This window comes from Streptomyces sp. NPDC096012, from assembly GCF_040426375.1.
GTDB lineage: Bacteria > Actinomycetota > Actinomycetes > Streptomycetales > Streptomycetaceae > Streptomyces.
In genome coordinates, this window is sequence record NZ_JBEOTD010000024.1 from 11,917 (window position 1) to 36,543 (window position 24,627).

Here is a 24,627-nt window from a genome sequence, read left to right on the forward strand (position 1 = left end):
CCCGGCGCCCCGCCCCGTCACCGAGAGCGGTACGACCGTGGACAGCGGGCCGGTGACGACCTCCGGCGCCGAGCCGTCTCCGCCACCTCCGCAGCGCGCGAAGCCGGTGTCGGACGCGAAGCGCCCGGCGCCCCGCCCCGTCACCGAGAGCGGTACGACCGTGGACAGCGGGCCGGTGACGACCTCCGGCGCCGAGCCGTCTCCGCCACCTCCGCAGCCCGCGAAGCCGGTGTCGGACGCGAAGCCCCCGGTGCACAGCGCCGTCGCCGCACCCCCCGCCACCGTCTCCGCCGAGCCCGTGACGGCCGAGCTCGCCACGCCCTCCCGGCCCCCGACCGACGTGGCCACCGACCTGCACCTGGAGTCCGGGGACACTGCCACCATGTCCGCCACCGCCACCGACGCCGAGGAGACCGGCGGACACACCGGCGGCGCCGGTCCGGGCGGCGGACACGGCCCCGCGGACGGCGGAACCCCGCCCCCGCCCGAGCCCGGCACCCCGGAGGCCACCGCTCCCGGCAGCCCCCCTCCCGCACCCCCGGCCCGCATCGTCGTACGGCCCACCGCCGGGCCGGTCGTCACCACCCTCGACGGGCACACCGTGCCGCTGGCCCGGTTGCGGCGCCTGGTGCCCGACACCGCGGTGAAACCGGTGCCGGGGCGCGCCGTGCGGACGCTGACCATCTCGCAGAGCGCGGCCGAGGACGGCACCGCGCACGGAGCGAGCCGGCGTGCCCTGATCGACCAGGACACCTACCGAGGAGTGCGCACCACCTCGCTCGGCCCGGAGACCTCCACGGCGCCGGACCCGTCCGAGGGGCGGCCCGCTCGCCGTACGGTGTTCACCGGCCCGCCCGCCCCGCTGCCCGGCTCGGGCACCGAGCACGGGGCCGACTACTTCGCCGGGCACGGCACCGCACGCACCGTCACGCTCGGCACCGACGACGCGGCGCACCCCACCGTGAAGGTCAGCGGCGTGCAGCTCGGCGAGGTGCTCAAGACCTGGACGGGGGACGGCGACCAGGACCGGCCGCTGGTGCTGTTCTCCTGTGAGACCGGACGACAGCCGGAGGTGGCGGGCCTGCCCGTGGCCCAGCACGTCGCGAACCGGACCGGGCGGCCCGTGTACGCGCCCACCACCGAGGTCGGCACGGCCCGCGACCGGGACGGCGACGTCCGTGCGGTGCTCACCGAGGGCCCCGACGGGCCGGGACGGTGGCGGCTGTTCACCCCCGAGCCCACCGGCGCCGATCTGGACGCCCTGGCCCGTGTGGCCGGCCTGCACTCGGGACCGGGCCCTGCGGACGCCTTCGCCCGGGCCCGCACCCTCCAGCAGATCCGCACCCTGCGCGACGCCCTCGGCCCGGACGCGGAACAGCGCCCCGAGAACCACGAGTCGCTGGCCGGGCTCGCCTACGTGGACGGCCTGCGCTGGCTCAGCCCGGACACCGCGGCCCGCTACGGCGACGGCCGGATGACCCCGGACCTGCTGCAGCGGATGACCGTCGACCGGCGCCGCGCCGGCGCCCCCGCCACCAGCCCGGGCGGCGACCCCACCGCCGAGGAGTACACCGCGTTCCTGCGGGCCGCGGCCGGACTGCGCACCACGGCCGGGCCCGACACCACCCTCGACGCCCTGCTGCCCCCGCCACCGCCCGCCCTCCCGGCCACCACCCTCGTCTCGCCCGAGGACGTACGGGGACTCGCCTACGCGCCCGCCGCACAGGTCACCTGGTCGCTCTCCGACACCCCGCTGCCGCTGTCCGAACTGGCCCTGAGCCCCGAGGACACCGCCGAACTCGCCCGCCGCAGGCCCGATCTGGCGCCCGCGCCGAGCCGCCCGGAGAGCACCGCCGAGGACCTGACCCTGCTCAGCAAGGACGCCGTACCGTCCGGCCGGGCGGACGTCGTGCACGCGGACGGCACGGCCTTCCGCCGACTCGACACGCCCGGCGACGGCAACTGCTTCTTCCGCGCCCTCCTCGACAGCGCCCGGAGCCAGGACGTACCGCCCGCGTGGGCCGCGCGCAACGTCGCCGGACTGCGCGGGCTGCTGCGCGACCGGATCGCCGGGTCCGAACTGGCCGCCGCCGCGGCCGAGGCGACCCCGGACCCGGTGCTCGCTGTGGTGGACGACCTGCGGATGACCGCCCTCGCCGGAGTGCGCGACCCGCGCCGGCACCAGGCCGTCACACGGCGCTGGAACCGGATCGCGCAGCAGGTCGTCACCGAAGGCGACCCGCGCCGGTGGCGGCGCATCCTCCGGGACAGCGGCTATCCGCACCTCGCCACCGTGGCGCCCACCCCGGCCGCCGCCCGGGACCTGGGCACCGAGGGACTCATGGCCGCGGCGGCCGAGCACCCCGCCCTGTGGTCCTCGCCCTTCGCCGACCTGATCCCGCAGGCGGCGGCGCACACCCTCGACCTCGATCTGCGGCTCGTGCAGCCGGACCGGCACGCGCCGGGCACCACCCTCGTCACCCCGCTCCACCCGGGCGGACGCGGCGGCACCCTGCACCTGTCCTACAACGGCAGCGACCACTTCGACGCCCTGGTCCCGGCCTCGGCCCCGCTCACCGCCGTACCGGACCCGGTCACCACCACCGGTGCCCCCCACCCCGCCCCGGCGTCCGGCACCCCGGACCCGGCCCTCCCGGACCCGGTGACCGAGGAGTTCGCCGCGCCCGACCCGTTCGGCGAGTGGCTGCGCGGCATGGGCGGGGTCGACGGCGTCTACGGCCCGGACACCGGCCACGCCGACCACGGCGATCCGGTGCCGCTGGAGACCCAGCTCGAACGGCACCGCCCGGCCCGGCTGCTGACCGGTCCGGACGCCCGGCCGCCCGGTCCGGCACCGCGCACCGTCACCTTCGAGGACGGCAGCCTCCTGCCCGCCGCCCTGATCAGCCCCGAGTCCGACCCGGAGGCCCCGCGCCCCGACGGCACCCCCGCGACCACGTCCGGCGGGCTGCTCACCGGGCCCGGAAGGCTCACCCTGCGCTCGCCCGGCCACGTGGCAGGGGAGATCCTCGGACAGCTGCCGAAGAAGCTGCGCGACCGTTTCGACGAGGCGGAACTGCTGCGCCTGCTGACCCACCAGCCCGCCGCCTTCACCGCGCCGCGCGGCGCACGCCTCGTCGGCCGCGAGAAGTCCGGCGTCGGCCTGGAGATGACGGTCGAGGCCATCCCGTACCACCGCTGGGAACGGTTCAGCGACGTCAACGGCTCCACCGTGCGGATGGACACCATGCGGCGTGGCCAGGCCGGCACCGGCGGCGGGCGCAGTGTCGGATCCGGGCGCCGGGTCGCCGCCGCCCTCGGCATGGGTCCACCGCTCAACTGGCTGCTGAAGATCGGTGTTTCGCTGGGCTGGACGCGCCGGACCGACTACACCCTGGGCACCCAGGCCTACCACCAGTCCGAGCACCGCGGCTGGGAGGGCTCGCACCTCCACCTGGACGACGTCCACTACCGGGTCCGGGTGGAGCGGGTCACCGAGGCGCCGGGTCCGGGCGGACGGGACGGCCGTACCGACTCGGGGGCCACGGCGCCCCGTTGGCGGCGCACCCAGGTGCACAGCGCCCGCTTCGCCATGCGCGACGGGCTGAGCTGGCGGCTGCCGGACGACCTCACCGTGCCCTTCACGGGCCCCCGCCGGGCCCCGCGTACGCTCACCTTCCCGGACGGCGCCGAGCCGCGCGTCTCCGACATCACCGGTCTGTACCTGACGGACCCGCCGGAGGAACTGGCCCTCGCCGTCTCCGGTGCCCGGCCCGGCAGTTCTGCCCACCGCACGCTCGTGTCCTACGTCCGGCCGGGCCGGCTGCTCTCCCTGTTCGGCCGGCTCTCCGGGCCGGTCAGCGGGCCCGAGCTGACCCGGGGGAGCGGCCGGCACCCGCTCGGTCACCTGATCGTCGAACGGTCCGTCCCGCACCGGGCGACCCTGGTCACCGAGTCGGTCAAGGCGGAGCTGCGCGACCTCACCCAGACCACGTACCAGAACCAACGCGGCCACGTCCGCGAGACCCGCTTCGGCCTGCAGATCACCTCCGGGCCCAACTACACGATCGCCGGCCCGGAGACAGACGTACGCCTCCAGGGCGGCGCGGCGATCCGTACGGACCTGGGCATCGGCCGGGGCCACCACCTCGGCACCGACGCCGCCCGCAAGGTCACCGGCCGCATCCGCAACCAGCCCGTCGCGCTCTACCGCGTGGAGCGCACCCTCGTGGTCCGCAAGGCGGGCGAGCCGTCCTCCGCGGCCCGTTCGGTGCGGGTGGTCAGCCTCGACTGGATGTCCACCCAGGACGCCCGTCGCCTCGCCGGCTGGGACGGCCGCACGCCCGGACGGACGGGACCGCACCCGGACGCCGAGCCGCCGGTCCCGTGGTACCTCACCCGGGAGGACCCGGTGCACCTCGGCGGCCAGGTCCGCGCCGAGGGCTTCCGCCCGGACGGCCCGAGCGACGTACCCGATCCGACGGCCTCACCGGACCCGGTCGCGCCTGCCGACCAGGACGAGCAGAACCAGGACCGGCAGGACCAGCGGCCCGCCCCGGCCGCCCCCGCGGCTTCGCCGGACCCGATGCGCGTCTTCGCCGACAGCGTCCTGGAGACCCTGCACCGCTCCTACCCCTCGCTGTTCGTGCCGCCGCTGATGCTGCGGCACCCCCGGCTGGCCCGGTTCTGGTACGGCGACGGGCGGATGCGGACCGCGCTGCACAACGACCGCCAGGTGCGCGAGGCCCTCGACCGGCCGACCCTCGCCCAGAGTCTGGACGAGCTGACCACCACCGGTGTGCCCGTCACCCTCACCGAGGACGGCAAGGTGAGCCGTGGCCACCACACCCTGGTCCTGCGGGCCCGGCTGACCGACCGGCGTTTCGAGTCGACCCTGAGTGAACGCTCGCTGCGCAACGCGGTGATCGGCACCGAGATCTCCGGCCAGGGACAGCAGGCGTCCACCACCCTCTCCGCCGGTGCCGAACTCGGCATCTCCCCGCGCGACCATGACAAGGTGCCCGGCACCGGCCTGCCGGGCCGGACCGGCAACGTCTCCCTCGGCGCCCGCTACGCCGTCACCGGCCAGAAGGCCACCCGTGCCACGGTCGCGGTCGCCCACGACCACCTCACCTACCAGAACGGCGCCGACCTCTACAGCTACCGGGTCGAACTGGGCGCCTCCTTCGAGGGCCACCGCCGCCCGCGCGGCTGGGCCCGGCTCGCCACGTTCGGCGTGCTCGGTACCGGCGTCTTCGTCAGCAAGGTCGCCGAACGCCCGCTGTTCACCGGGGGCACCGAGACCGTGGGCCGGGTGGAGCTGGCCGTACCGGCGGCGCACGGCTCCGACCGCTACGCGCCCACCGACCCGACGCCCACCGGCTCTACGCCCGCCGGCCCGACGCCCGTCGGCTCTACGCCCACCGACCCGACGCCCGTCGGCCCTACGCCCGCCGGCCCGGCACCCGCCCCGGCCCCCGGACCACGCCCCCTGTCCGCCGCCGAGGCCGACCAACTCCTCGACGGCACACGCCCGTTGCCACGCACGGACGATGCCGACCGGCAGCTCGTCCGGAAGCTGCTCGGCGCCCCGCACGTGGTCCTCAGCACCGCGGGCGGCCGGCAGCGCCGGCAACTCGCGCAGGAAACCGCCGACCGCGCCTCGGGCGGCACCTGGCACGTCAGCGCGCCCGGCGCCCCCGTACGCACGGCCCTGCGCCGGGCCCTGGCCGACCTCGGCGTGGCCGGTCAACTCGGCCAGTACCTCGGCCCGTTCGGCTCCCGGATCACCGGACTCACCGGCGCCGGGCCGCTGCGCACGCACTACCTGAAGGCCGCCGTCCGCGGCGAACTGCACGGCCTGCGGGTCCGCAGCGACCCGAAGCCGTCCAGCCTGGAAGCCACCCTCGGCAACGAGCACCGGGTCACCGGCAGCGCGACCACCGTCTCCCGCACCACCCTCGGCCTCCAGGGCACCGACATGCCGCTCCAGCAGGCTCCGGGCAAGCAGGCGGTGGTCGGCTCCTACTCGACCGCCCTCCAGTACGCCTGGGGCAAGGGCCGGAGCGTCTCGGCGACCGTCACACGGGGACGCCAGACCACGCTCGCCTTCGCCGGACGGATGTACCTCGTCGTCGCCGACGCCGCCGAGACCGTCGCCGTTCGCGACCGCTGGACGGCCGCGACGGGCATCGTCGGCACCCGCGCCGGAGCGCGGATCAGCTCCGCCGCCGGCCGGATCTCCCAGGGCCTCGGCCGCGGCCTCGCCCCGCGCCGGGCCGCCGCCGCGCTCCAGCGGATCCGCGACGCGGTGATGTTCCACCTGCCGATGCAGGACGCCATCGAGGCCGGGCTCGCCCCCGACGGCCTCGGCACCGGCACCCCGCGCAACCTCGGCCGCGGCTACCGGGTGCCGGCCTTCCTGCGCGGGCGCCGCTTCGCCGCCCACCCCAGCGGACAGCTCGACGCCGGTCACGCGGCCCAGCAGCTGATGCGGCGGCTGGAACGGAGCGGCGTGCCCTCGCACGACCGCGAGCAGGTCCTGCAACGGCTCTCCCCGGACTTCCTCCGCGCCCACCTGCACGAGCTGACCACCGACGGAATGACCCTGCCCGTCCGCTACCGCACCTGGACCAGCCCCACGCACCTGCCCGTCGGCGGCAGCCCCGGACAGCTCCACTTCAGACTGACCCCGGTGACCACCACGGTGGAGCGGCTGCGCACCGGATACGAGCTGGAGGACTACCGCACCACCGCGCGCGACGACGCGGACGGCTCCTCCCAGGACCGCGGCGCCGACGTCACCCTCAGCGCCGGTGAGCGCGCCGCGGGCAGCGGCGTCCTCGTCGCCAGCCCCTCGCTCCAGGGCACCGCCGCCAAGCAGCGGTCCAGCGGCCGTACCGAGACCACCGGCACCACCTCGATGCCGAACGTCGCCACCACGCAGGCGCACGCCGAGATCGTCACCAGCTACACCCTCACCGTCACCATGACCGACGCCACCGGCGAGCCGCTCCCGCCGCGCGCCGTCGCCCAGGTAGGCGACCTCCACGAGATGGTCCCGGCCGGCCTGCTCACACCGGACGGCGACGGCGCCGACGGCGCGCTCACCGAGCAGGACGTGCCGGAACCGGAACGCGCGGTGCGGATGCTCACCGCCGAGCAGGCCCGCCCCGACGGCATCGCCGCCTGGCGCACCTCCGGCTCCGCGGGAACCGGGACCGACGGCACCGGCCAGGGCGCCACGGACGTCCTGCCCTTCGACGACCGCGTCGGGTCCGGCATCCTCGCCGTCGACATCCGCGGAGCCGCCAACGTGCGGGACGCCCTCACCCTCGCCACCGCCCGCGCCGACGGCCTCGGCGACAGCGACCTCGGCAGGCGGCACACCGGCCGGGCCCTCTCCGAACGCGTCCGCATGGCCCGCCTCACCCCGCTCACCGGCCTCGGCACCGCCCCCGCCCAGGCCCAGCAGGAGGCCACCACCCAGACCGGCCTGACCGCCGGCTTCCGCGAGGCGCTCGGCACGAACGGCTCCGTGCTGCCCACCCAGGCCTCCGCCCGCCTCTTCGGCCAGTTCCACACCGCCGAATCCCGCCTCTACGCGAAGATGCACCGCAGCGGGGCCCGCCTCCTCGCCGTCGAGAACAAGCCGCGCATGGAGGCCATGCAGCGCCAGAAGACCTCCGACGCGCTGGAGTCCGGCATCACCGACAACGTCGAGGGCGCCGTCGGCACCTCGCCGCTGGCGGGCAACAGCAACGCGGGCGTCACCAACCCGGGCGCCACCGTGCCGATCGGCGGCTCCAAAGACGGCACCACGCTCAAGGCCACCGTGGACACGACCTCCGGCACCCACGTCAAGGTCGTCACCGACCGCACCATGCTGTTCGCCGTCCCGGTCAGCTGGCTGTCCGTGGCCGAGGTGGACCACCGGGTCACCGACGGCCGGCCGCTGCGCGCGCTCGGCAAGGCGCGGCGCGGCCCGCGCGCCGTGGAGGCCGAGACCACCGCCCTGGTGTGGCTGCGCGAGGACATCGCCCGCGACTACGGCCTCCTGGACGAGAGCACCTTCCCGGACGAGGCCGGCGCCGCGTGGGACGACCTCGCCAGGGCCGCCGGTGACCTCGCCAAGGCCGAGAGCTCCTACTACGACGCCCGGGCCCGGGCCCGCGAGACCTGGCTCGCGCTGAGCGACGACGAGCGGGCCGCCCTCGGCGACGGCCGGCCCGATCTGCCGACGGTCCTGCCGAGGACAGCGGCCGAGTCCCCGGCCGTACGCGCGTGGCAGGCCGCCCGGGACGAGGTCCGCCGCTGGCAGGGCCGCACCGACACCGCCGCCGCCGACCACCAGCGGCTGCACCTCGCCGCCTCCCGCCTCACCGCCCACCACCAGGGATCGGTCTCGGTCCCGGTGCCGGACCGGCCGCAGCCGTACACCGAGCCGGGCTGGCGCTCCGAGGCCCCCGCCCCGTACACGGTCACCGACGGCACCGGAACCGGCCCGCGCACCCTCACCTCCCCGGACGGCGCGACCGTCCGCGAGATCCACGACGTGCCGCACGACGGCGCCTCCTTCTTCCACGCGCTGCTCGCCGCCGCCGGGGACCGCGGGCGACTGCCCCACCTGCTCGGCACCGACCTCGCCGCCCGGTTCGCGGCCGCCCCCGGCGACCCGGCCGTCACCGCCGAGGCGATCGGCGCCGCCCGCGACCGCCTCGCCTGGGCGCTGGGCGAGGACGGCAACGAGGACCTCCTCGACGCCCTCGCGATGGACGTCCGGGACACCTTCACACGGGACGAACTCGACGCCGCGGGAGTCACGTTGACCCCGGCCCAGCGGGCCGAGTTCGACGCCTTCGGCCGCCTCCCGGACACGTACTGGCCGTCGGCCGACGAGCGCGCGGCACTCGCCGTGGCCGCACTGTCCCGGCCCTTCTCGAGCGAGCCCAGGGGTGCCACGACGGACGGTGGGAACGGCACGGGCAGCACGGACGCAGGGGCCGGCACGCGCACCACCCGGGACCTGGACGGCGACACGACCCCGCCCGAGCGCCGCGCCGGCGACCACGGCGGCGCCGACCTGCTGCCCGCCCTGGCCGCACGGGTCCTCGGCACCCCGCTCACCGTGGTGACCGGCGAGGGCCGCGAACAGCTGTTCCTGCCGCCCGGCGCCGACCCGGCCGCCGTCGACCCGGCCACCGACCCCGTCCTGTTCACCGCCGGTGGCTTCTTCCACGCCGCCCTCCCGCCCGGCACCCCGGCCCCGGTCACCACGCCACTGCCGGCCCCGGCCACGCCGGAGGGCTCCGGTACGGCGACGACGCCGACCCCGGCGGCACGGGAGGGCTCCGGTACGGCGACGACGCCGACCCCGGCGGCACGGGAGGGCTCCGGTACGGCGACGACGCCGACCCCGGCGACACGGGAGGGTTCCGGTACGGCGACGCCCGGCCCGGCGCAGCCGCCCGCGCACCGCAGCCACACCGTCCCGCCCTGGATGCCGCCCGCCGACGGCGACGGACCCCGCTACCGCCTCGGCCGCGACGGCGTCCTCACCGCACCCGACGGCGCCACCTACACCCAGGGCACCGCCACCGGCCGTGGCAACGGCTTCTTCGGCGCCCTCTCCGCGGCCCTGCGCCACGCCGCCCGGCAGCCGGGCGTCGAGCGTCAGGAGGCGACCCGCCTCCGCGTCCGCGCCGACATGCGGCCCGCCCAGCTGATGCGCCTCAACGGCCTGCCCGGTGAACCGGCCCGGCGCGACGCCCTCTTCACGCCCCCGCCCCTGGTGGTCCGCCCGGGGGAGCCCGAGCCGAGCCGGTACGCCCGCGACGGGCACCTGCGCCGCCACCTCGCCGAGGCCCCCTGGAACCCCGGGGCCGACCGCGCGGTGGCCGAGTGGGCCGCCGCCGCGACCGGCACCACCGTCACCCTGGTCGAGGAGAACGGCACCGCCCACACCTACCCCGGTCCGGCCGGCGACAGCGGCACCCATCTCCGCCTGCGCCGCCGGGGCGGCGACTTCGTCCCCCTGTACGAGCGCACCCCGGCACCCCGGCCGAAGGCGCCCGCGCCCGCCCCCGCAACGGTGCCGGAGGAGGCGTACGACCTGAACACGCTCTCCGGGGCCGACGCCGCGACGGACCCGGGCGTGAACATGGGCCATGCCACGGTCACGGACCCGGCGTCGGACGTCGAGATCGATCTCGACTCCGGAAAGACGACGGCCGTGCTCACGCCGTTCAAGTCGGGGAACTTCGAGTTCACCAACCTGAAGCACACCGACGAGCGGTACCGCGACCGGGCGATCCGCATCATCGAGCTGCTGCGGAAGCACGACACGATCAGGGACTACATCGGTGGCCGCCCGTGCCGTATCACGCTGCACGTGCGGACGACCGAGACCCCGGCCGACGTCATCGACCGCGGTGACGCGGGTGTCGAGATCAACCTCGCGAGCTACTACTTCGAGAAGTACGACATGGGTTACATCATGGGCATGCTGGCCCATGAGATCGGTCTGCACCCGCTCGCGTCGCGGGACACCGGGATTCCGGACGAGGAGTCGATGTTCGAGGGTGTCCCGCTGACGGTACCGGGCCTCGCGGACCTGAAGAACCCGCGCACGATGAACACCGAGGGCGCCGGTCAGGCGGACCACATCATGGCGGCCTTCCCGAGCAGTACCCGGCACCGGATCTACCGGGACATCGTGCAGAAGATGGCGCATGTGCTCGCGGAGGACGCGCGCGTGGGCGAGGAGGGCGCCAGGCCTCAGGACGTCACGGACCTGGTCGACTGCTACCTGATGGACCTGGCCACGATCGCGCTCACCAACGACCGCCGCAAGGACGCCGCCTGGGAGCCCCGCAACACGGCGAAGGTCTACAACGCGTACAGGGAGATGTTCCTCGCCCAGCTGGCGGCCGACAGTCCGGTGCGCGCTCTCGTGCCACCGGACAAGGTCTGGTGGAGGGTGACGAGCAACTTCCTGGGTCTGGGCAGCAGCGCCCTGTTCAACAACCAGGGCGACAGCATCCAGTCCCGGCTGCCGCGCAGCACCCCGTCCACCACGGCCGGGGCACCCGCGCCCCGGCCGGCCGGACCGCGTGACGACCGCCCGCGCTTCGTCGTCCGCTCCGCTTTCGACGCGCGACGGTTCACCCACGGCGGCGAGCCCGTCACGGACCTCACGGTCCGTCTCGCGATCAGAGGCCCGGAGGCCGAGACCGCGCACGTCCGCGCACAACTCGACACCGGCGTCCGGGACCTCCTCAACGCCCCCGCCCACCGCCTCCCGAACGGCGACCGCCTGCATGTCACGGTCGAGTACGTCGATCCGGCGGACGCGCCGCACCTGACGGTGTCCCTGGCGGGCCGGGACCGGGCGATGGACCAGAACACGTGGTGGGTGGATGCCGAACCCGTTGAGCTGGTGCACGAGTTGAGCCACCAGCTGGGTCTGCGGGACGAGTACCGGGACGCGGACGCCCCGCACCGCCCGCACGTCGCGGGCAGTCTGCTGGGCGACCTGCACGCGGAACCCGAGGACACCTCGCTCGCGCCCGGCGGTCTGCGGGGGCGGCACCTGGCCCTGCTGGGCGCTCTGATCGGTGACGTCGAAACGGCCGGGACCGGTCCGGACGCCGGGTGGGAGGACGTGCGCCGGGCCGTGGCCCCGGTGGCGCGCGCGTCGGTGTGGGTGGACCCGGTGTCCCTGCCGCGGCCGGCGGCCGGGCCGGTGGACGCCGAGGTCCCCGCCCGGATGCCCGGGGAGACCACGGCCGTGCTCACGCCGTTCAAGTCGGGGAACTTCGAGTTCACCAACCTCAAGCACACCGACGAGCGGTACCGCGACAAGGCGGTCCGGATCATCGAACTCCTCGGTGACCACCCGACGATCGGCCGATACCTCGGTGAGCGTCCGTGCCGTATCACGCTGCACGTGCGGACGACGGAAACTCCGGCCGACGTGCGGGACCGCGGTGACGCGGGCGTGGAGATCAACCTCGCGAGCTACTACTTCGAGAAATACGACATCGGTTACATCATGGGCATGCTGGCCCACGAGATCGGCCTGCACCCGCTCGCCTCCCAGAACACCGGGATCCCCGACGAGGAGGAGGCGTTCCGGGACTTCCCGCTGCCCGTACCCGGACTCGGCGACCTGAAGACGCCCCGCACGATGAACACCACGGGCGCCGGTCAGGCGGACCACATCATGGCGGCCTTCCCGAGCAGCACCCGGCACCGCATCTACCGCGAGATCGTCCTGGAGATGGCCAGGACCCTCGCCCGGGACGCGCAGCACCGGGTGGAGAACGCCAGAACCCAGGACGTGACCGACCTGTTCGACTGCTTCCTCATGGACCTCGCCTCCATCGCCGTCACCAACGACCACCGGGCGAGAGCGGCCTCGGAACCCAACTACACGGCCCGGGCCTACAACGCCTACAAGGAACTGCTCCGCGCGGAGCTGACGGCGGACCCCGCCCTCGTCGCGCTGCTGCCGGCGGACAAGGGCATGTTCGGCGTGCTCAACGACTTCCGGCGCATCGGCACGTCCGTCGCCGTCGGCAACAGCGGTGACAGCATCCAGCGGGCCGGCACGGGCTGACCCGGCCGGTCGCAGCAGGGCCCGCGTCGGCGATGGCGGCGCCCTCGTCCGGCGCCGGCGAGTGGCGACGATCGGCCGCCGGCGAGTGGCGACGATCGGCTCGGCAGGGAGCGCGGAGTGTGCCGCAGCCCGCTCGAGCGCGTCTGGAGCGCCGCGCAGGCGGCGTGATCGTGTGCCCTTGGGCAGCCGGCCGAGGTGGTGCTCGGCCGGCTGGATATGGTGGCGAGCGAGGCGCCCGTGGCGGAGACCGGGGCGGGATGCCGCGCCGCCGCCGGTATGTCCACTGCCCTTCGAATGACCGGCTGTCGGCCCGTCACCTGCCCATTCGCGCCGTCGTACCGGCGGTTTCGGCCGCGACGTCACCGGCGTGTTCCAGCCACGCCGCGGTTACCGACCGTTTCGGCCATCCGCCTGCTCGACCGAGCGCCGCGCGGCGGGGCTCTGGCTGAATGTCAGCCGTCGGAATGCCCCGCTTGTCCTCGTATCGATCCACGCATTGTCTGCACTGCGTTGATACGAGCTATCGGGCAGGTGGCGGCACAAGGGAGCCGACGGGCACATTCGAACGGTGAACAGGCGGGGAGGGACAGCCATGGGGGACAGGCCGACGACCGGCGTCACCATCGAGGACCTTCGAGCGGAGCTCGACGCGATCGACGAAAAACTGCTGGAACAACTGCGCGCCCGCATCGAGAAGTGCGTGGAGATCGGGCACTTCAAACGGGAGCACGACGTGCCGATGATGCAGCCGCACCGCATCGGCGTCGTGCAGGAACGCGCCGCCCGGTACGGCGAGCGGCACGGTATCGACCAGACGTTCCTGCGCAGGCTCTACGACCTCGTCATCGAGGAGACGTGCCGGGTCGAGGACTGGGTGATCGGGAGGTCCTCGTGAGGACCCTGCTCATCGACAACTACGACTCGTTCACCTACAACCTCTACCAGTTGCTCGGCGAGGTGAACGGACGGCCGCCGGTCGTCGTCAGGAACGCCGCCGACTGGTCGTCGCTGCGGTTCGACGAGTTCGACGCCATCGTCATCTCGCCCGGCCCCGGCCGCCCAGACCGCGACCGGGACTTCGGCATCAGTGCCCGGGCCATCATGGACAGCGGACTGCCCGTCCTCGGCGTGTGCCTCGGGCACCAGGGCATCACCCATCTGTTCGGCGGCAGCGTCGGGCTCGCCGCCGAACCCATGCACGGGCGGATCTCCGCCGTGCACCACAACGGCGCCGACCTTTTCGCCGGGCTGCCGAGCCCGTTCGACGTGGTGCGCTACCACTCCCTCGCCGCCGTCAGCCTCCCCGAAGAACTGGAGGCCGTCGCCTGGACCGAGGACGGCGTCGTCATGGGCGTGCGGCACGTGTCCCGGCCGATCTGGGGGGTGCAGTTCCACCCCGAGTCCATCAGCAGCGAGTACGGGCGCGAACTGCTGGACAACTTCCGCCGGCTGGCCCTCGCCCACGCGGCCGGCGCCGTCGACCGGTCGCGCTACACCGTGCACGTGCGCCGGGTCGACGTCGAGCCCGACACCGAGACCGCCTACCGCACCCTCTTCGCCGGGGACACCCACGGCTTCTGGCTGGACAGCGGCGCGGTCATCGAGGGCCTGTCCCGCTTCTCCTTCCTCGGCGACGGCCGCGGCCCCCTGGCCGAGTACGTCAGCTACCGGGTGTCCGACGGCGGCGTCACCGTGCGCAGCCCCGGCCGCGAAGGCGACGAGGGCGAGATCGTCGAGCAGGGCTTCTTCGAGTACCTCGAGGGGCAGATCCGCTCGCGTGCCGTGCCCGTGCCGCACGGCCTGCCCTTCGAGTTCAACCTCGGCTACGTCGGCTATCTCGGCTACGAACTCAAGGCCGAGACCGGCGGCCAGGCGGTGCACAAGTCGGCCACCCCGGACGCGGCGATGCTCTTCGCCGACCGCATGCTCGCCGTCGACCACGCCGAGGGCGTCAGCTATCTGCTGGCCCTGTCCGCCGACGGCGACGACCAGGACGCCCTGCGCTGGCTGGCGGAGACCGAGAACCGGCTGCGCGCGCTGTCCGTCCCGGCCGCCGGGCAGCAGGACGCGGCCCCCTTCCGCGGCGTCGGCATGATCGACCCGGCGGCCGCCGGAGTCGTACGCCTCCGCCACGACAAGGACGCCTACCTCGACCGGATCCGGCAGAGCCTGGAGGAGATACGGCAGGGCGAGACCTACGAGGTCTGCCTGACCAACTCCGTCGTCATGGACGTCCGCATCGATCCGCTGACGACCTACGCCCGGCTGCGCCTGCTGAGCCCCGTGCCCTACGGCGCGCTGCTCGACTTCCCGGGCGTCGCCGTGCTCAGCGCCTCCCCGGAGCGGTTCGTCACGGTCGGCACCGACCGGGTCACCGAGTCCAAGCCGATCAAGGGCACCCGGCCGCGCGGGGCGACTCCCGAGGAGGACGAGGCGCTGCGCCGGGACCTCCTCAGCCAGGAGAAGGACCGCTCCGAGAACCTGATGATCGTCGACCTGATCCGCAACGACCTCAACGTCGTCTCCGAGGTCGGGTCCGTGCACGTACCGAGCCTGTTCCAGGTGGAGACGTACGCACCCGTCCACCAGCTGGTGTCCACCATCCGCGGCACGTTGCGACCCCAGGAGACGGCCGTCTCCTGCGTTCGGGCGGCCTTCCCCGGCGGCTCGATGACCGGGGCGCCCAAGCTGCGCACCATGGAGATCATCGACCGGCTCGAGGAGGGGCCGCGAGGCGTCTACTCCGGGTCCCTCGGCTGGTTCGCGCTCAGCGGGGCCGCCGACCTCAACATCGTCATCCGCACCCTGGTCGCCACCCCCGACCGCGTCGCCTTCGGCGTCGGCGGTGCCATCGTGGCCCTGTCGGACGCCGAGGAGGAGTTCGAGGAGACCGTCGTCAAGTCCCGCGCGATGGTCACCGCGGTCCTCGCCACCGCACTCGAACCCGACCCGACGGGCTCCCCGGCCCCGACCGGCTCAGCGACCGCCCCGGCCTCGCCGGTCTCGCCGACTTCCCCGGCTTCTTCCGCCGCGCAGGACTCCTCGGCCGCCCCGGTCGGGAGCCTGCCGTGATCGGGCGCGCCGTCGTGGTCGGCGGTGCCGGCGCCGTGGGCCGGCTGTTCACCGAACGGCTGCTCGCCGGAGGCGTCGAGGCGACCGTCGTGGACCCGGCGGTTGAGGTGACCGTAGTGGATCCGGCGGTCGAGGTGACCGTAGTGGATCCGGCCGTCGAGGCGACCGTCGTGGACCCGGCCGTCGTGGACCCGGCGGCCGGTCCCGGCGCCGCGCCGCTGGAGGCGGCCCGCTGGGTGCGGGGCGACATCACCGCCGTCGATCCGGCGCTCGCCGCCGAACTCGGCCGCGCCGACCTGGTCGTCCTCGCGGTCCCCGAACCGGTCGCGCTGGCCGCGCTGCCCGGCCTGGCCGCGGCACTGCGGCCCGGCGCGGTGCTCGCCGACACGCTGTCCGTGAAACAGGCGGCGGCCCAGGCCGTACGCGACCACGCCCCCGGCGTGCAGGCGGTCGGCCTCAACCCGATGTTCGCCCCCGCGCTCGGCTTCACCGGCCGGCCCGTGGCCGCCGTGGTCGTCCACGACGGCCCCGGCGTCACCGAACTGCTCGGGCTGGTCGAGGACTGGGGCGCCACCGTGGTGCGCGTCGACGCGGCCGAACACGACCGGCTGGCCGCCGCCTCCCAGGCCCTCACCCACGCCGCCGTGCTCGGCTTCGGCCTCGCCCTGGCCGGGACGGGCGTACCCGCCGCGCAGCTGCGCCCGATCGCACCGCCGCCCGCGACCACCCTGCTGGCGCTGCTCGCCCGCGTCGTCGGCGGCACCCCGGAGGTGTACTGGGACGTCCAGTACGCCAACGCCGAGGCGCCCGCGGCCCGCAAGGCACTGGCCGCCGGCATCCACCGGCTCGCCGAGACGGTGGAGCACGGCACCGAGGCCGGCTTCACCGCCCTCCTCGGTGAACTGCGGGACTACCTGGGCGACGACCTCGCCCACCACCAGGACGCCTGCGCTCGGCTCTTCGCACGGAACTGACGCATCACACGCGGCCGGCCGGCCGCGGCCGGGAGACACCGACGGCGGCGATCCCACCGCACACTGCCCGACCCCTGTCCGAGAGGCTGCCCATGACCACCTTCGCCCCCACCGTCCTCACCCCCGAGCAGCGCTCCGCGCTCGCCGCCGACCCCAGCGTGGGCGGGGGGAACCTGCTGCGTTCGGCGCTCGCCGCCAACCCGCACCCCGACCTGCCGTTCCTGCGCTCCAGCCGACCGATCGCCACGCCGGACGGCGAGTTGCGGGAGGAGTTCAGCCTCGCCGAGTTCGACGCGCTGGCGCAGAGCTGGTCGGCCTGGTACCTGGCGCAGGGCGTGCAGACCCGGGACCGGGTCGCCGTCTGGTTCGAGGACTCCCTCGGCTACTCCCTGCACTTCTACGCGCTCGCCCAGATCGGCGCCGTGGCCCTGCTGATCAACTCCAACGCCTCGCAGGCCATCGCGACCTCGCTCATCGAGCAGACCACGCCGGTCGGCCTGTACGCCGACCAGGCCCGCCTCGACCGGCTCGGCCCCACCGCCGACCTCGGCCTGAGCTGGACCGCCAGCGTCGAGGAGCTGCCCGCCCCGCCCGCGGCGACCCTGCCGGACGACGCCTACTGGCACCACCACGACGACGACCCGGTCACCATCCTGCACTCGTCCGGGACCACCGGCCGTCCCAAGCCCACCATCCACACCCACAAGTCGATCGTCTCCGGGCCCAAGTTCCGGCTGGTCGACCACACCGAGCACCCCGGCGCGCTGATGATGACGGCGCTGCCCCAGTCGCACCTCGGCTGCATCGCCTACACCGTCTACGCGGTGCTCGGCGGCACCCCGATCGTCGCGCTCAGCGACCGCAGCGGCCCGGGCCTGGCCGGCGCGGTGGCGAAGTACCGGCCGACCTCCGTGATGTCCTTCGCCCACGCCTACGCCGAACTCGCCAACATCGAACCGGAGCCCGGCGCGCTGGACTCCGTCCAGGCCTGGGTGTCCATCGGCGACGCCGTGCACCAGGCGCACATCACCAAGGTGCTGTCCATGCGCAGCCCGGGCCTGGCGCCCGCCGCCTTCCTGGACCGCCTCGGCACCACCGAACTCGGCTGGGGCGTCCTGCTGAAGGCCCGCACCCTGGACAGCAAGCGCAACGACCGCTGTGCCGGCAAGCCGGTCGGCGTCGCCGAGGTCACCATCCTGCGCAAGGACGGCAGCCACGCGGACGACGGCGAGATCGGCTACCTGGCCGCCAAGGGGCCCGCGATCACGCCCGGTTACTGGGGTGACTCCGAGACCACCTACCGCTACCGGCTGTCCGGCTACTGGATGCCCGGCGACATGGCCTACCGCGACGCCGAGGGCGACTTCTTCCTGGTCGACCGCGCCGCCGACGCGATCGAGACGGAGGAGGGCACCGGCTACTCCGTCTTCATGGAGGAGGTCATCCTCAACGAGGTGCCGGACACCGGTGACGTCGCCGTGGTGGCGGGCCGCCGCGACGGCAAGGTGGTGCCCGTGGCCGTCGTCACCGTCGCCCAGTCCGTCGCCGACCCCGACCCGGAGAAGCTGCTCCGCCAGGCCAACGACGCCCTGCGGGCCGCGGGCCACCCGCTGCTCGGGCTGCTGGAGATCGTTCCGGAGGAGCCCGGTCTGCCCGTGGGTGTTACCGGTAAGGTCCTGAAGCGGCAACTGCGCGAGCAGTACACCGACTTGACCGCCTACGTCCGGGACCGCGACGGCGCGTCCGTCGCGGTCCACGAGGAGCCCATCGCATGACCGCACAGACACCCGCCACCGCGAGCACCCCCACCGGGGCGGCCTCCGGCGCCGGTACGGACACCGCCAAGGTCGACTTCTACTTCGATCCGGCCTGTCCCTTCGCCTGGATCACCTCGCGCTGGATCCTGGAGGTGCAGCAGCACCGCCCGATCGACCTGCGGTTCCGGCTGATGAGCCTGTTCGTCCTCAACGAGGGACGGGAACTGCCCGACTGGTACCGCACCCTGGTGGACAACTCGCTCGCCCTCAACCGGATCTGCGCCGCGGCCGCGCACCACCACGGCGAAGAGGTCTACCCCGGCCTGTACCAGGAGATGGGCACGAGGATCCACAACGGCGGCAACAAGGACTACCTCGCCGTCGCCGCGGAGGCGCTCGCCGCGTGCGGGCTGCCCGAATCGCTGCTGGCCGCCGCCGACACCGACACCTATGACGAGGAACTGCGCAAGAGCCACCACGAGGGCATGGACCCGGTCGGGGAGGACGTGGGCACGCCCACCATCCACATCGACGGCGTCGCCTTCTTCGGCCCGGTGCTCAACTCCATCCCGCGCGGCGAGGAGGCCGCACGGATCTTCGACGGAGCCCGCGCACTCGCCAACTACCCGGACTTCTTCGAGCTGAAGAGGACCCGGACGGGCAGTCTCCGCTTCGACTGAGACGGCCCCCGCGGCCGGGCAGCTCCCGTTGCCGGAGCGGCCCGGCCGCCGCCGGACACCGTCCGCGCCGAACGCCGAACGCCGAACGCCGGACACCGTCCGCGCCGAACGCCGGACATGTGCCGCCCAGGCACCCACATCGTGAACAGCACTCGGGGGAGACGGAGATGGACGACCCGCAGCACGGAAGACAGAGACCCGCCGCCTTCGTACTGGCGGGATCATTCCTGGTGGTGTGCCGGTCACCCGCCTATCTGGACGAGCTGACCCGGCGCGGCCTGAAGATCCTCCTCATCACGCCCGCGGCCGGGCGGGACGAGGCCCTGGCGAAGGCCGCGGAGGCCGGCCATCCCGCCACCGCCATCGACGACTTCGCCTTCGTCGACGGGGACCCCAGCCGCGACAACTCCTACCTGCCGGGCGCGGTGGCCGCCGCCCGCCGCTGGCGCGAGGAGTACGACATCGTCGGCGCCTGCGCCGTCGGCGAGACCCAGGTCGAGCCGATCGGGCTGCTCGCGGACGCCCTCGGCGTGCCCAGCCCCGGACTGCGGGCCACCCGCGCCTGCCGCAGCAAGTACCTCCAGCGCTGGTACCTGCCCGAGTGCAGCCCGGCGGCCGTCGTCGTGCCGCCCGGCGAACGGGACCGCGTCGACGCGGCGGCCCTGCGCTATCCGGTCGTGTTCAAGCCCGCCGGACGGCACTCCAGCTCCGGGGTGGAGAGCGTCGCCGGCCCGGGCCGGCTCCGCGACCTGCTGGCCGGACATCCCCCGCACGAGACCGTGCTGATCGAGGAGAAGGCCACCGGGCAGGAGTACTCGGTGGAGTCCCTGGTCCAGGGCGGCGACATCGTGTTCGCCTCCGTCACCCGCAAGGAGACCACGGACACGCACGCCGCCACCTTCGTCGAACTGTCCCACACGGTGCCCGGCGACCGCCCGGCCGACGAGGCGGCGCTGCTGGCCGCCAACGCGGGGATGCTGCGGGCGCTGGCCTTCCGCGACGGCGTCGCGCACGCCGAGTGGCGGGTCGGCGAGGACCGCCGGCCCGTCCTGATGGAGGTCGCCGCGCGGCCGCCGGGCGACGGCCTGTGCGTGCTGTACGAGCTGGCCACCGGGGCCTCGCTGGAGCGGCAGATCATCCGGATCGCGCTCGGCGAGCCCGCCGCCTATCCCGCCCCGGTGCGCGTGGCCCGGCAGGTCTACCTGGAGCACACGCCCGGCGTCCTGCGCGACGTCACCGTGACGGGCTTCGACGTGGCGCCCGCCTGGGTCGGTGAACGCGGCCTGTGGCCGCGCACCGGGCCCGGCGCCGCCGGCGACCCGCCCACCCTGCGCGCGATCCTCGTCCACCAGGACCGGGGCGCCCGCCTGGGCGCACTGCGCAGCTCCGAGGACCGGGCCGTGTCCTTCCTCATCGACGCCCCGACCGTGGCCGGACTGGACGCGCTGGAGGCCGACGTGCGCGCCGCCGTCAGCATCGACACCGTTCCCGACGAGCCCCCGGTGCCCGGTTCCGTCACCCATGTCCTCGTGGGCCACAGCCCGGTCATGCTCGGCAAGCTGGACGGCCTGCTGCCGGCCGACTCGGTGCTGGTCCTGGAGGAGCCCGAGGTCATCGCGGCCCGGGAACTCGCCGGGCTCGCCGAGCGGCACGCCTGCGTGGCCGCCCTGCTGCCCGCCGCCACCCAGGACGAGGCCCACCCCGAACGGGTCGTGGCCGCCGTGCCGCGCCCGCCGCAGGTCCGCGCGGTCGTCCCGGTCGTCGAGTACGCGGTGGTGACCGCCGCGGCGCTCGCCGAGGAGTGGGGGCTGCCCGGCGCGGGCAGCAAGGCGGCCGTCGTCTTGCGCGACAAGGCCCTGCTGCGGGCCACCCTGGCCGGCGCCGGCATCGCCCAGCCGGCCTGGGCGAGCGCCGGCGGCCCCGACGACGTGACCGCCTTCCGCGCCGCGTACGGCGGCGAGGTCGTCCTCAAACCCGCCAACCGGCAGGCCAGTCTGGGCGTGCAGCTCCTCGGCCCGGCCGACGACGTGACCGCGGCCTGGACCCACACCACGGCGGCCGACGAGCCGGCCCTGCGCGCCCACCACGGGGAGTCGGCCCGCCACCTCGTCGAACAGCGGCTGCGCGGGCCCGAGGTGAGCGTCGAGGCCGTCGTCCACGAAGGGGTCGTCGGTTTCGTCAACGTCACCGCCAAGTCCCTCCAGGACTCGCGTCATCCGGTCGAGACCGGCCACACCGTGCCCGCCCCGCTGCCCGAGGCCACCACGTCCGCGCTGCGCGACGCGCTGGTCCGGCTCGCCGGGACCGTGGGCTTCCGCTCCGGGATCCTGCACTCGGAGTGGATCCTCGCGGAGCCCGACGGCCGCCCGCACCTGATCGAGTGCGCGGGCCGGATGCCCGGCGGCGGCATCACCGTCCTGATCGACGAGGCGTACGGCATCGACATCCTCGGCTGCCTGCTGCGCGTGCTGGAGGGCCGTGGCCCGGTCGAGCCGCGGCCGGCCCGCCGGGGCGCCGCCGTACGGTTCCTGACCCCGCCGCCCGGCAGGGTCGCGGCGGTGTCGGGTGCCGACCGTGCGCGCACCGCCCCCGGCGTGCTCCAGGTGCACCTCGCCGTGGCGCCGGGCGCCACCGTCCGCCCCGTCACGAGCTCCTGGGAGCGGGCCGGCTTCGTCATCGCCACCGCCGAGGACGCGCCGGCCGCCGCGCGACACGCGATGGACGCGGCCGGCCTGATCGACGTCGTCACCGTGGCCGAGGCGCCCGCGGGGGCGCGGTGATGCCCCGCTCCGTGTTGCGCGCCTACGTACCGGCCACCGCCAACGGCCGTGCCTTCGCGGTGATCTCACTGGTCAACGCCATAGGCACCGGCCTGTATCTGGCGGCGTCCGCGGTGTTCTTCGTGCGCTCGGTGGGGCTGACGGCCGCCGAGGTCGGCACCGGGCTCGCCGTCTCCGGTGTGGTCGGCTTCCTGACCACCGTGCCGATCGGCGCGGCCGGCGACCGCTTCGGTGCCCGGCGCACGCTCGTCGCCCTCCAGGTGTGGCGGGCCGGCGGCTTCGCCGTGCTCTGTCTCGTCCACGGCCTGGTGGGGTTCACCCTCGTCTCCTGCGCGCTGGCGGCCGCGGAGGCGGCGACCCAGCCGATGACCCAGGCGGTGGCGTCCGCGACGGTCGCGGGCACCGATCGCACGCGCACCATGGCCATCATCCGCACCGTGCGCAACGCCGGGTTCTCCGTAGGGGCGTTGCTGGCCGCGCCGCTGCTGACCGCCGACAGCGTCTGGCCGTACCGGGTCATCGTCCTCGGCACCGCGGCCGCCTTCCTCGTCTCGGCCCTCATGCTCACCCGGCTGCGGCTGGACGGCGCCGACACCGTCCAGCGCAAGGTCGGCCCGCTCCGTGCGATACGCCGGTTCCGCGACTGGCGCTACGGACTGCTGACCGTCCTCAACGGCGTCCTCAACCTGCATGTGACGATCCTGTCGGTGGGACTCCCGCTGTGGGCCCTCGAAGCCACCGCGATGCCCGCCGGGGCGCTGCCCTTCCTGGTGCTGGTCAACACCCTGATGTCGATCGTGCTGCAGGTCCCGGTCGCCCGGATCGCCGAGCGCGAGGGCGGCGCCGCCCGCTCCCTGTGCCTCGGCGGCGTCGCGCTCGCCCTGTGCTGCCTCGCCCTGGCGGCGGCCGGCACCCCCGGATCGCCCTGGGCCGCCGCGGGCGTACTCGCCCTGGGCTGCGTCCTGCTGACGTTCGGTGAGATGTGGCAGGCCACCGGCGGCTGGGAGTTGAGCTACGACTGGGCCCCCGAGGACCAGAAGGGCGTCTACCTCTCGGTGTTCAGCCTCGGCGGCACCGGCCAGCGCATCGTCGGCCCGGCGCTGATCACCTCCGTGGTGATCGCCGCGGGTCCGGCCGGCTGGATCGGTCTCGCGGCGGCGTTCTGCCTGGCCGCCCTGCTCGTCACACCCGTCACCCGCCTGCTGCGCACCGCCCCGCCCGCCGCCGAACCGGCGGCCCCCGTCGAGAGGATCCACCCGTGAGCGCCGAGCCCGCCGTCCCGGCCTCCGCCGCCGCAGCGCGGCCCGGAGAACTGCTGCTGGCCGGCGTCGGCACGATGGGCCGGCCCTATCTGGAGGCCGCCGCCCGGCTGGGCCTGCGAGCCCGCGCCGTGGAGTCCGCGGCGACCTGGGACAACCGGCCGACGGACCTCGCCGGGCGTTTCTACCGGGTGTCCGGCGACCGCGAGGAGTCCTGGGCGGGCGCGGTCGCGGCCGCCGTCGCCGAGCGGGTGCCCGACGGCCTGATCGGATTCGCCGAACCGCAGGTCGTCGCGGCGGCGCTGGCCCAGGAGCGGTACGGCCTGCGCGGGCCGTCCCTGCACGCGGCGGTCGTCTCCCGCAACAAGGCACTGCAACGCGCCCTGTTCGGCGCGCACGGCGTGCCGCAGCCCGCCCATCTGCACGTGGCCCGGATCGCCGACGCGCGCGCGTGGATGCTCGAACGGCTGCCGGTGGTGGTCAAACCGCTGAACCTGTCGGGCAGCGAGGGGGTGGAACTGGTCCGCACCCCCGAGGCCGTCGAGGAGGTCGTCGCCCGCCGTGCCGGTGAGGGCCAGCTCCTGGTCGAGGAGGCGGTGGACGGCCCCGAGTACAGCTGGGAGGCGCTCGTCCGCGAGGGTGAGGTGCTCTTCGAGAACCTCACCGCCAAGGAGACCACACCGCCCCCGTACTTCGTCGAGCTCGTCCACCGCTGCGGTCACGACCCGGACCCCGCGGCGGCGGACCGGATCCGCGAGCTGACGTCGGGGGTGCTGCGCGCCATCGGTATGCGCACCGGCCTGGTGCACCTGGAGTTCCGGACGAGCACGGCCGGCCCGGTGCTCATGGAGGTCGCGGTGCGCACCCCCGGCGACTACCTGCCCGACGCGATCGGGCTGACGTACGGCTTCGACCTGTACGAGGCCGTGGTGCGGCTCGCGCTCGGACTGCCGCTGCCGGACCTGCCGCGGCGGCCCGTGTCCTACGCGGCCACGGTCTTCCCCACCGCCCCGCCCGGCACCGTCACCGGCATCACCGGCGTGGAGAGCGTCACCGCCCATCCGGCGGTGGTGCGGGTCCGGCTGCGCAGGCGGCCTGGCGACACCGTGCGTCCGCTCACCTCGTCCGGGCAGCGCATCGGCCATGTCCTGGTCGCCGCGGGCTCCCCGGCCGAACGGGACGACGCGGTGCGGTTCGTCCGCGAGACCCTGCGCGTCGAGGTCGTGCCCACCGGGCCCGCCGCGCCGGCCCGGCCGGACCTGTCCGGCGGAAAGGGCGCCTGACCTCGTTCACCGGCCCGCTCCACCGGGCGCCACGCCCTGCGCGGTCCGCTCCCGAACCGTTCGGGAGCGGACCGCGGGCAACCGCTTCGTCGCCTTCAAGTGCCTTTGCATCCCTATGTGATCCTTCCCAAGTCGGCAGATCCCAGACACGCACCCTCGTCGGGGTGGTGCGGCACCCGGGAGCCGGAAAGACTCCGGTGAGC

The 24,627-nt window shown here is 74.6% G+C and carries 9 protein-coding genes and 1 pseudogene; 9 read left to right on the forward strand and 1 reads right to left on the reverse strand.

Going from position 1 to position 24,627, the window contains the following annotated elements:
• A pseudogene (locus ABVB68_RS22440) lies at nt 1–318 on the reverse strand (hypothetical protein); the annotation flags it as partial.
• Here ABVB68_RS22440 and ABVB68_RS22445 point away from each other — a divergent pair.
• The 9 genes from ABVB68_RS22445 (at nt 299) to ABVB68_RS22485 (ending at nt 24,424) form a co-directional block, all read left to right on the forward strand.
• Nucleotides 299–12,619 (forward strand): hypothetical protein, encoded by a 12,321-nt coding sequence (locus tag ABVB68_RS22445; protein WP_353602887.1) that lies wholly within the window; start codon nt 299–301, stop codon nt 12,617–12,619. The pseudogene ABVB68_RS22440 and the gene ABVB68_RS22445 sit on opposite strands and share 20 nt — an antisense overlap.
• Before the next feature lie 592 nt (nt 12,620–13,211).
• Nucleotides 13,212–13,514 (forward strand): chorismate mutase family protein, encoded by a 303-nt coding sequence (locus ABVB68_RS22450; RefSeq protein WP_353602888.1) that lies wholly within the window; start codon nt 13,212–13,214, stop codon nt 13,512–13,514.
• The gene (pabB, locus tag ABVB68_RS22455) at nt 13,511–15,691 is read left to right on the forward strand and encodes an aminodeoxychorismate synthase component I (protein ID WP_353602889.1); all 2,181 of its coding nucleotides are present in this window, start codon (nt 13,511–13,513) and stop codon (nt 15,689–15,691) included. Before ABVB68_RS22450 ends, pabB begins: the two co-directional genes overlap by 4 nt.
• Complete coding sequence (locus ABVB68_RS22460) at nt 15,688–16,665, forward strand: prephenate dehydrogenase/arogenate dehydrogenase family protein (RefSeq protein ID WP_353602890.1); 978 nt, start codon at nt 15,688–15,690, stop codon at nt 16,663–16,665. Before pabB ends, ABVB68_RS22460 begins: the two co-directional genes overlap by 4 nt.
• A 92-nt stretch (nt 16,666–16,757) precedes the next feature.
• Nucleotides 16,758–18,440 (forward strand): class I adenylate-forming enzyme family protein, encoded by a 1,683-nt coding sequence (locus ABVB68_RS22465; RefSeq protein WP_353602891.1) that lies wholly within the window; start codon nt 16,758–16,760, stop codon nt 18,438–18,440.
• Nucleotides 18,437–19,102 (forward strand): mycothiol-dependent nitroreductase Rv2466c family protein, encoded by a 666-nt coding sequence (locus ABVB68_RS22470; RefSeq protein ID WP_353602892.1) that lies wholly within the window; start codon nt 18,437–18,439, stop codon nt 19,100–19,102. Before ABVB68_RS22465 ends, ABVB68_RS22470 begins: the two co-directional genes overlap by 4 nt.
• Before the next feature lie 167 nt (nt 19,103–19,269).
• Nucleotides 19,270–21,882, forward strand: a complete 2,613-nt coding sequence (locus ABVB68_RS22475) for an ATP-grasp domain-containing protein (RefSeq protein ID WP_353602893.1) — start codon at nt 19,270–19,272, stop codon at nt 21,880–21,882.
• Nucleotides 21,882–23,144, forward strand: coding sequence for an MFS transporter (locus ABVB68_RS22480; protein WP_353602894.1), 1,263 nt, complete (start codon nt 21,882–21,884; stop codon nt 23,142–23,144). The genes ABVB68_RS22475 and ABVB68_RS22480 overlap by 1 nt, the downstream gene beginning before the upstream one ends.
• Nucleotides 23,141–24,424 carry an ATP-grasp domain-containing protein gene (locus ABVB68_RS22485; RefSeq protein ID WP_353602895.1) on the forward strand — a complete coding sequence of 428 codons (1,284 nt, stop codon included), beginning with the start codon at nt 23,141–23,143 and terminating at the stop codon, nt 24,422–24,424. The genes ABVB68_RS22480 and ABVB68_RS22485 overlap by 4 nt, the downstream gene beginning before the upstream one ends.
• Nucleotides 24,425–24,627 lie beyond the last annotated feature (203 nt).

Excerpts from the sequence above, each read along its gene's own strand:
- ABVB68_RS22450 (WP_353602888.1), top strand. The coding sequence starts at position 13,212 with ATGGGGGACAGGCCGACGACCGGCGTCACCATCGAGGACCTTCGAGCG.
- ABVB68_RS22465 (WP_353602891.1), top strand. The coding sequence starts at position 16,758 with ATGACCACCTTCGCCCCCACCGTCCTCACCCCCGAGCAGCGCTCCGCG.
- ABVB68_RS22470 (WP_353602892.1), top strand. The coding sequence starts at position 18,437 with ATGACCGCACAGACACCCGCCACCGCGAGCACCCCCACCGGGGCGGCC.
- ABVB68_RS22475 (WP_353602893.1), top strand. The coding sequence starts at position 19,270 with ATGGACGACCCGCAGCACGGAAGACAGAGACCCGCCGCCTTCGTACTG.
- ABVB68_RS22480 (WP_353602894.1), top strand. The coding sequence starts at position 21,882 with ATGCCCCGCTCCGTGTTGCGCGCCTACGTACCGGCCACCGCCAACGGC.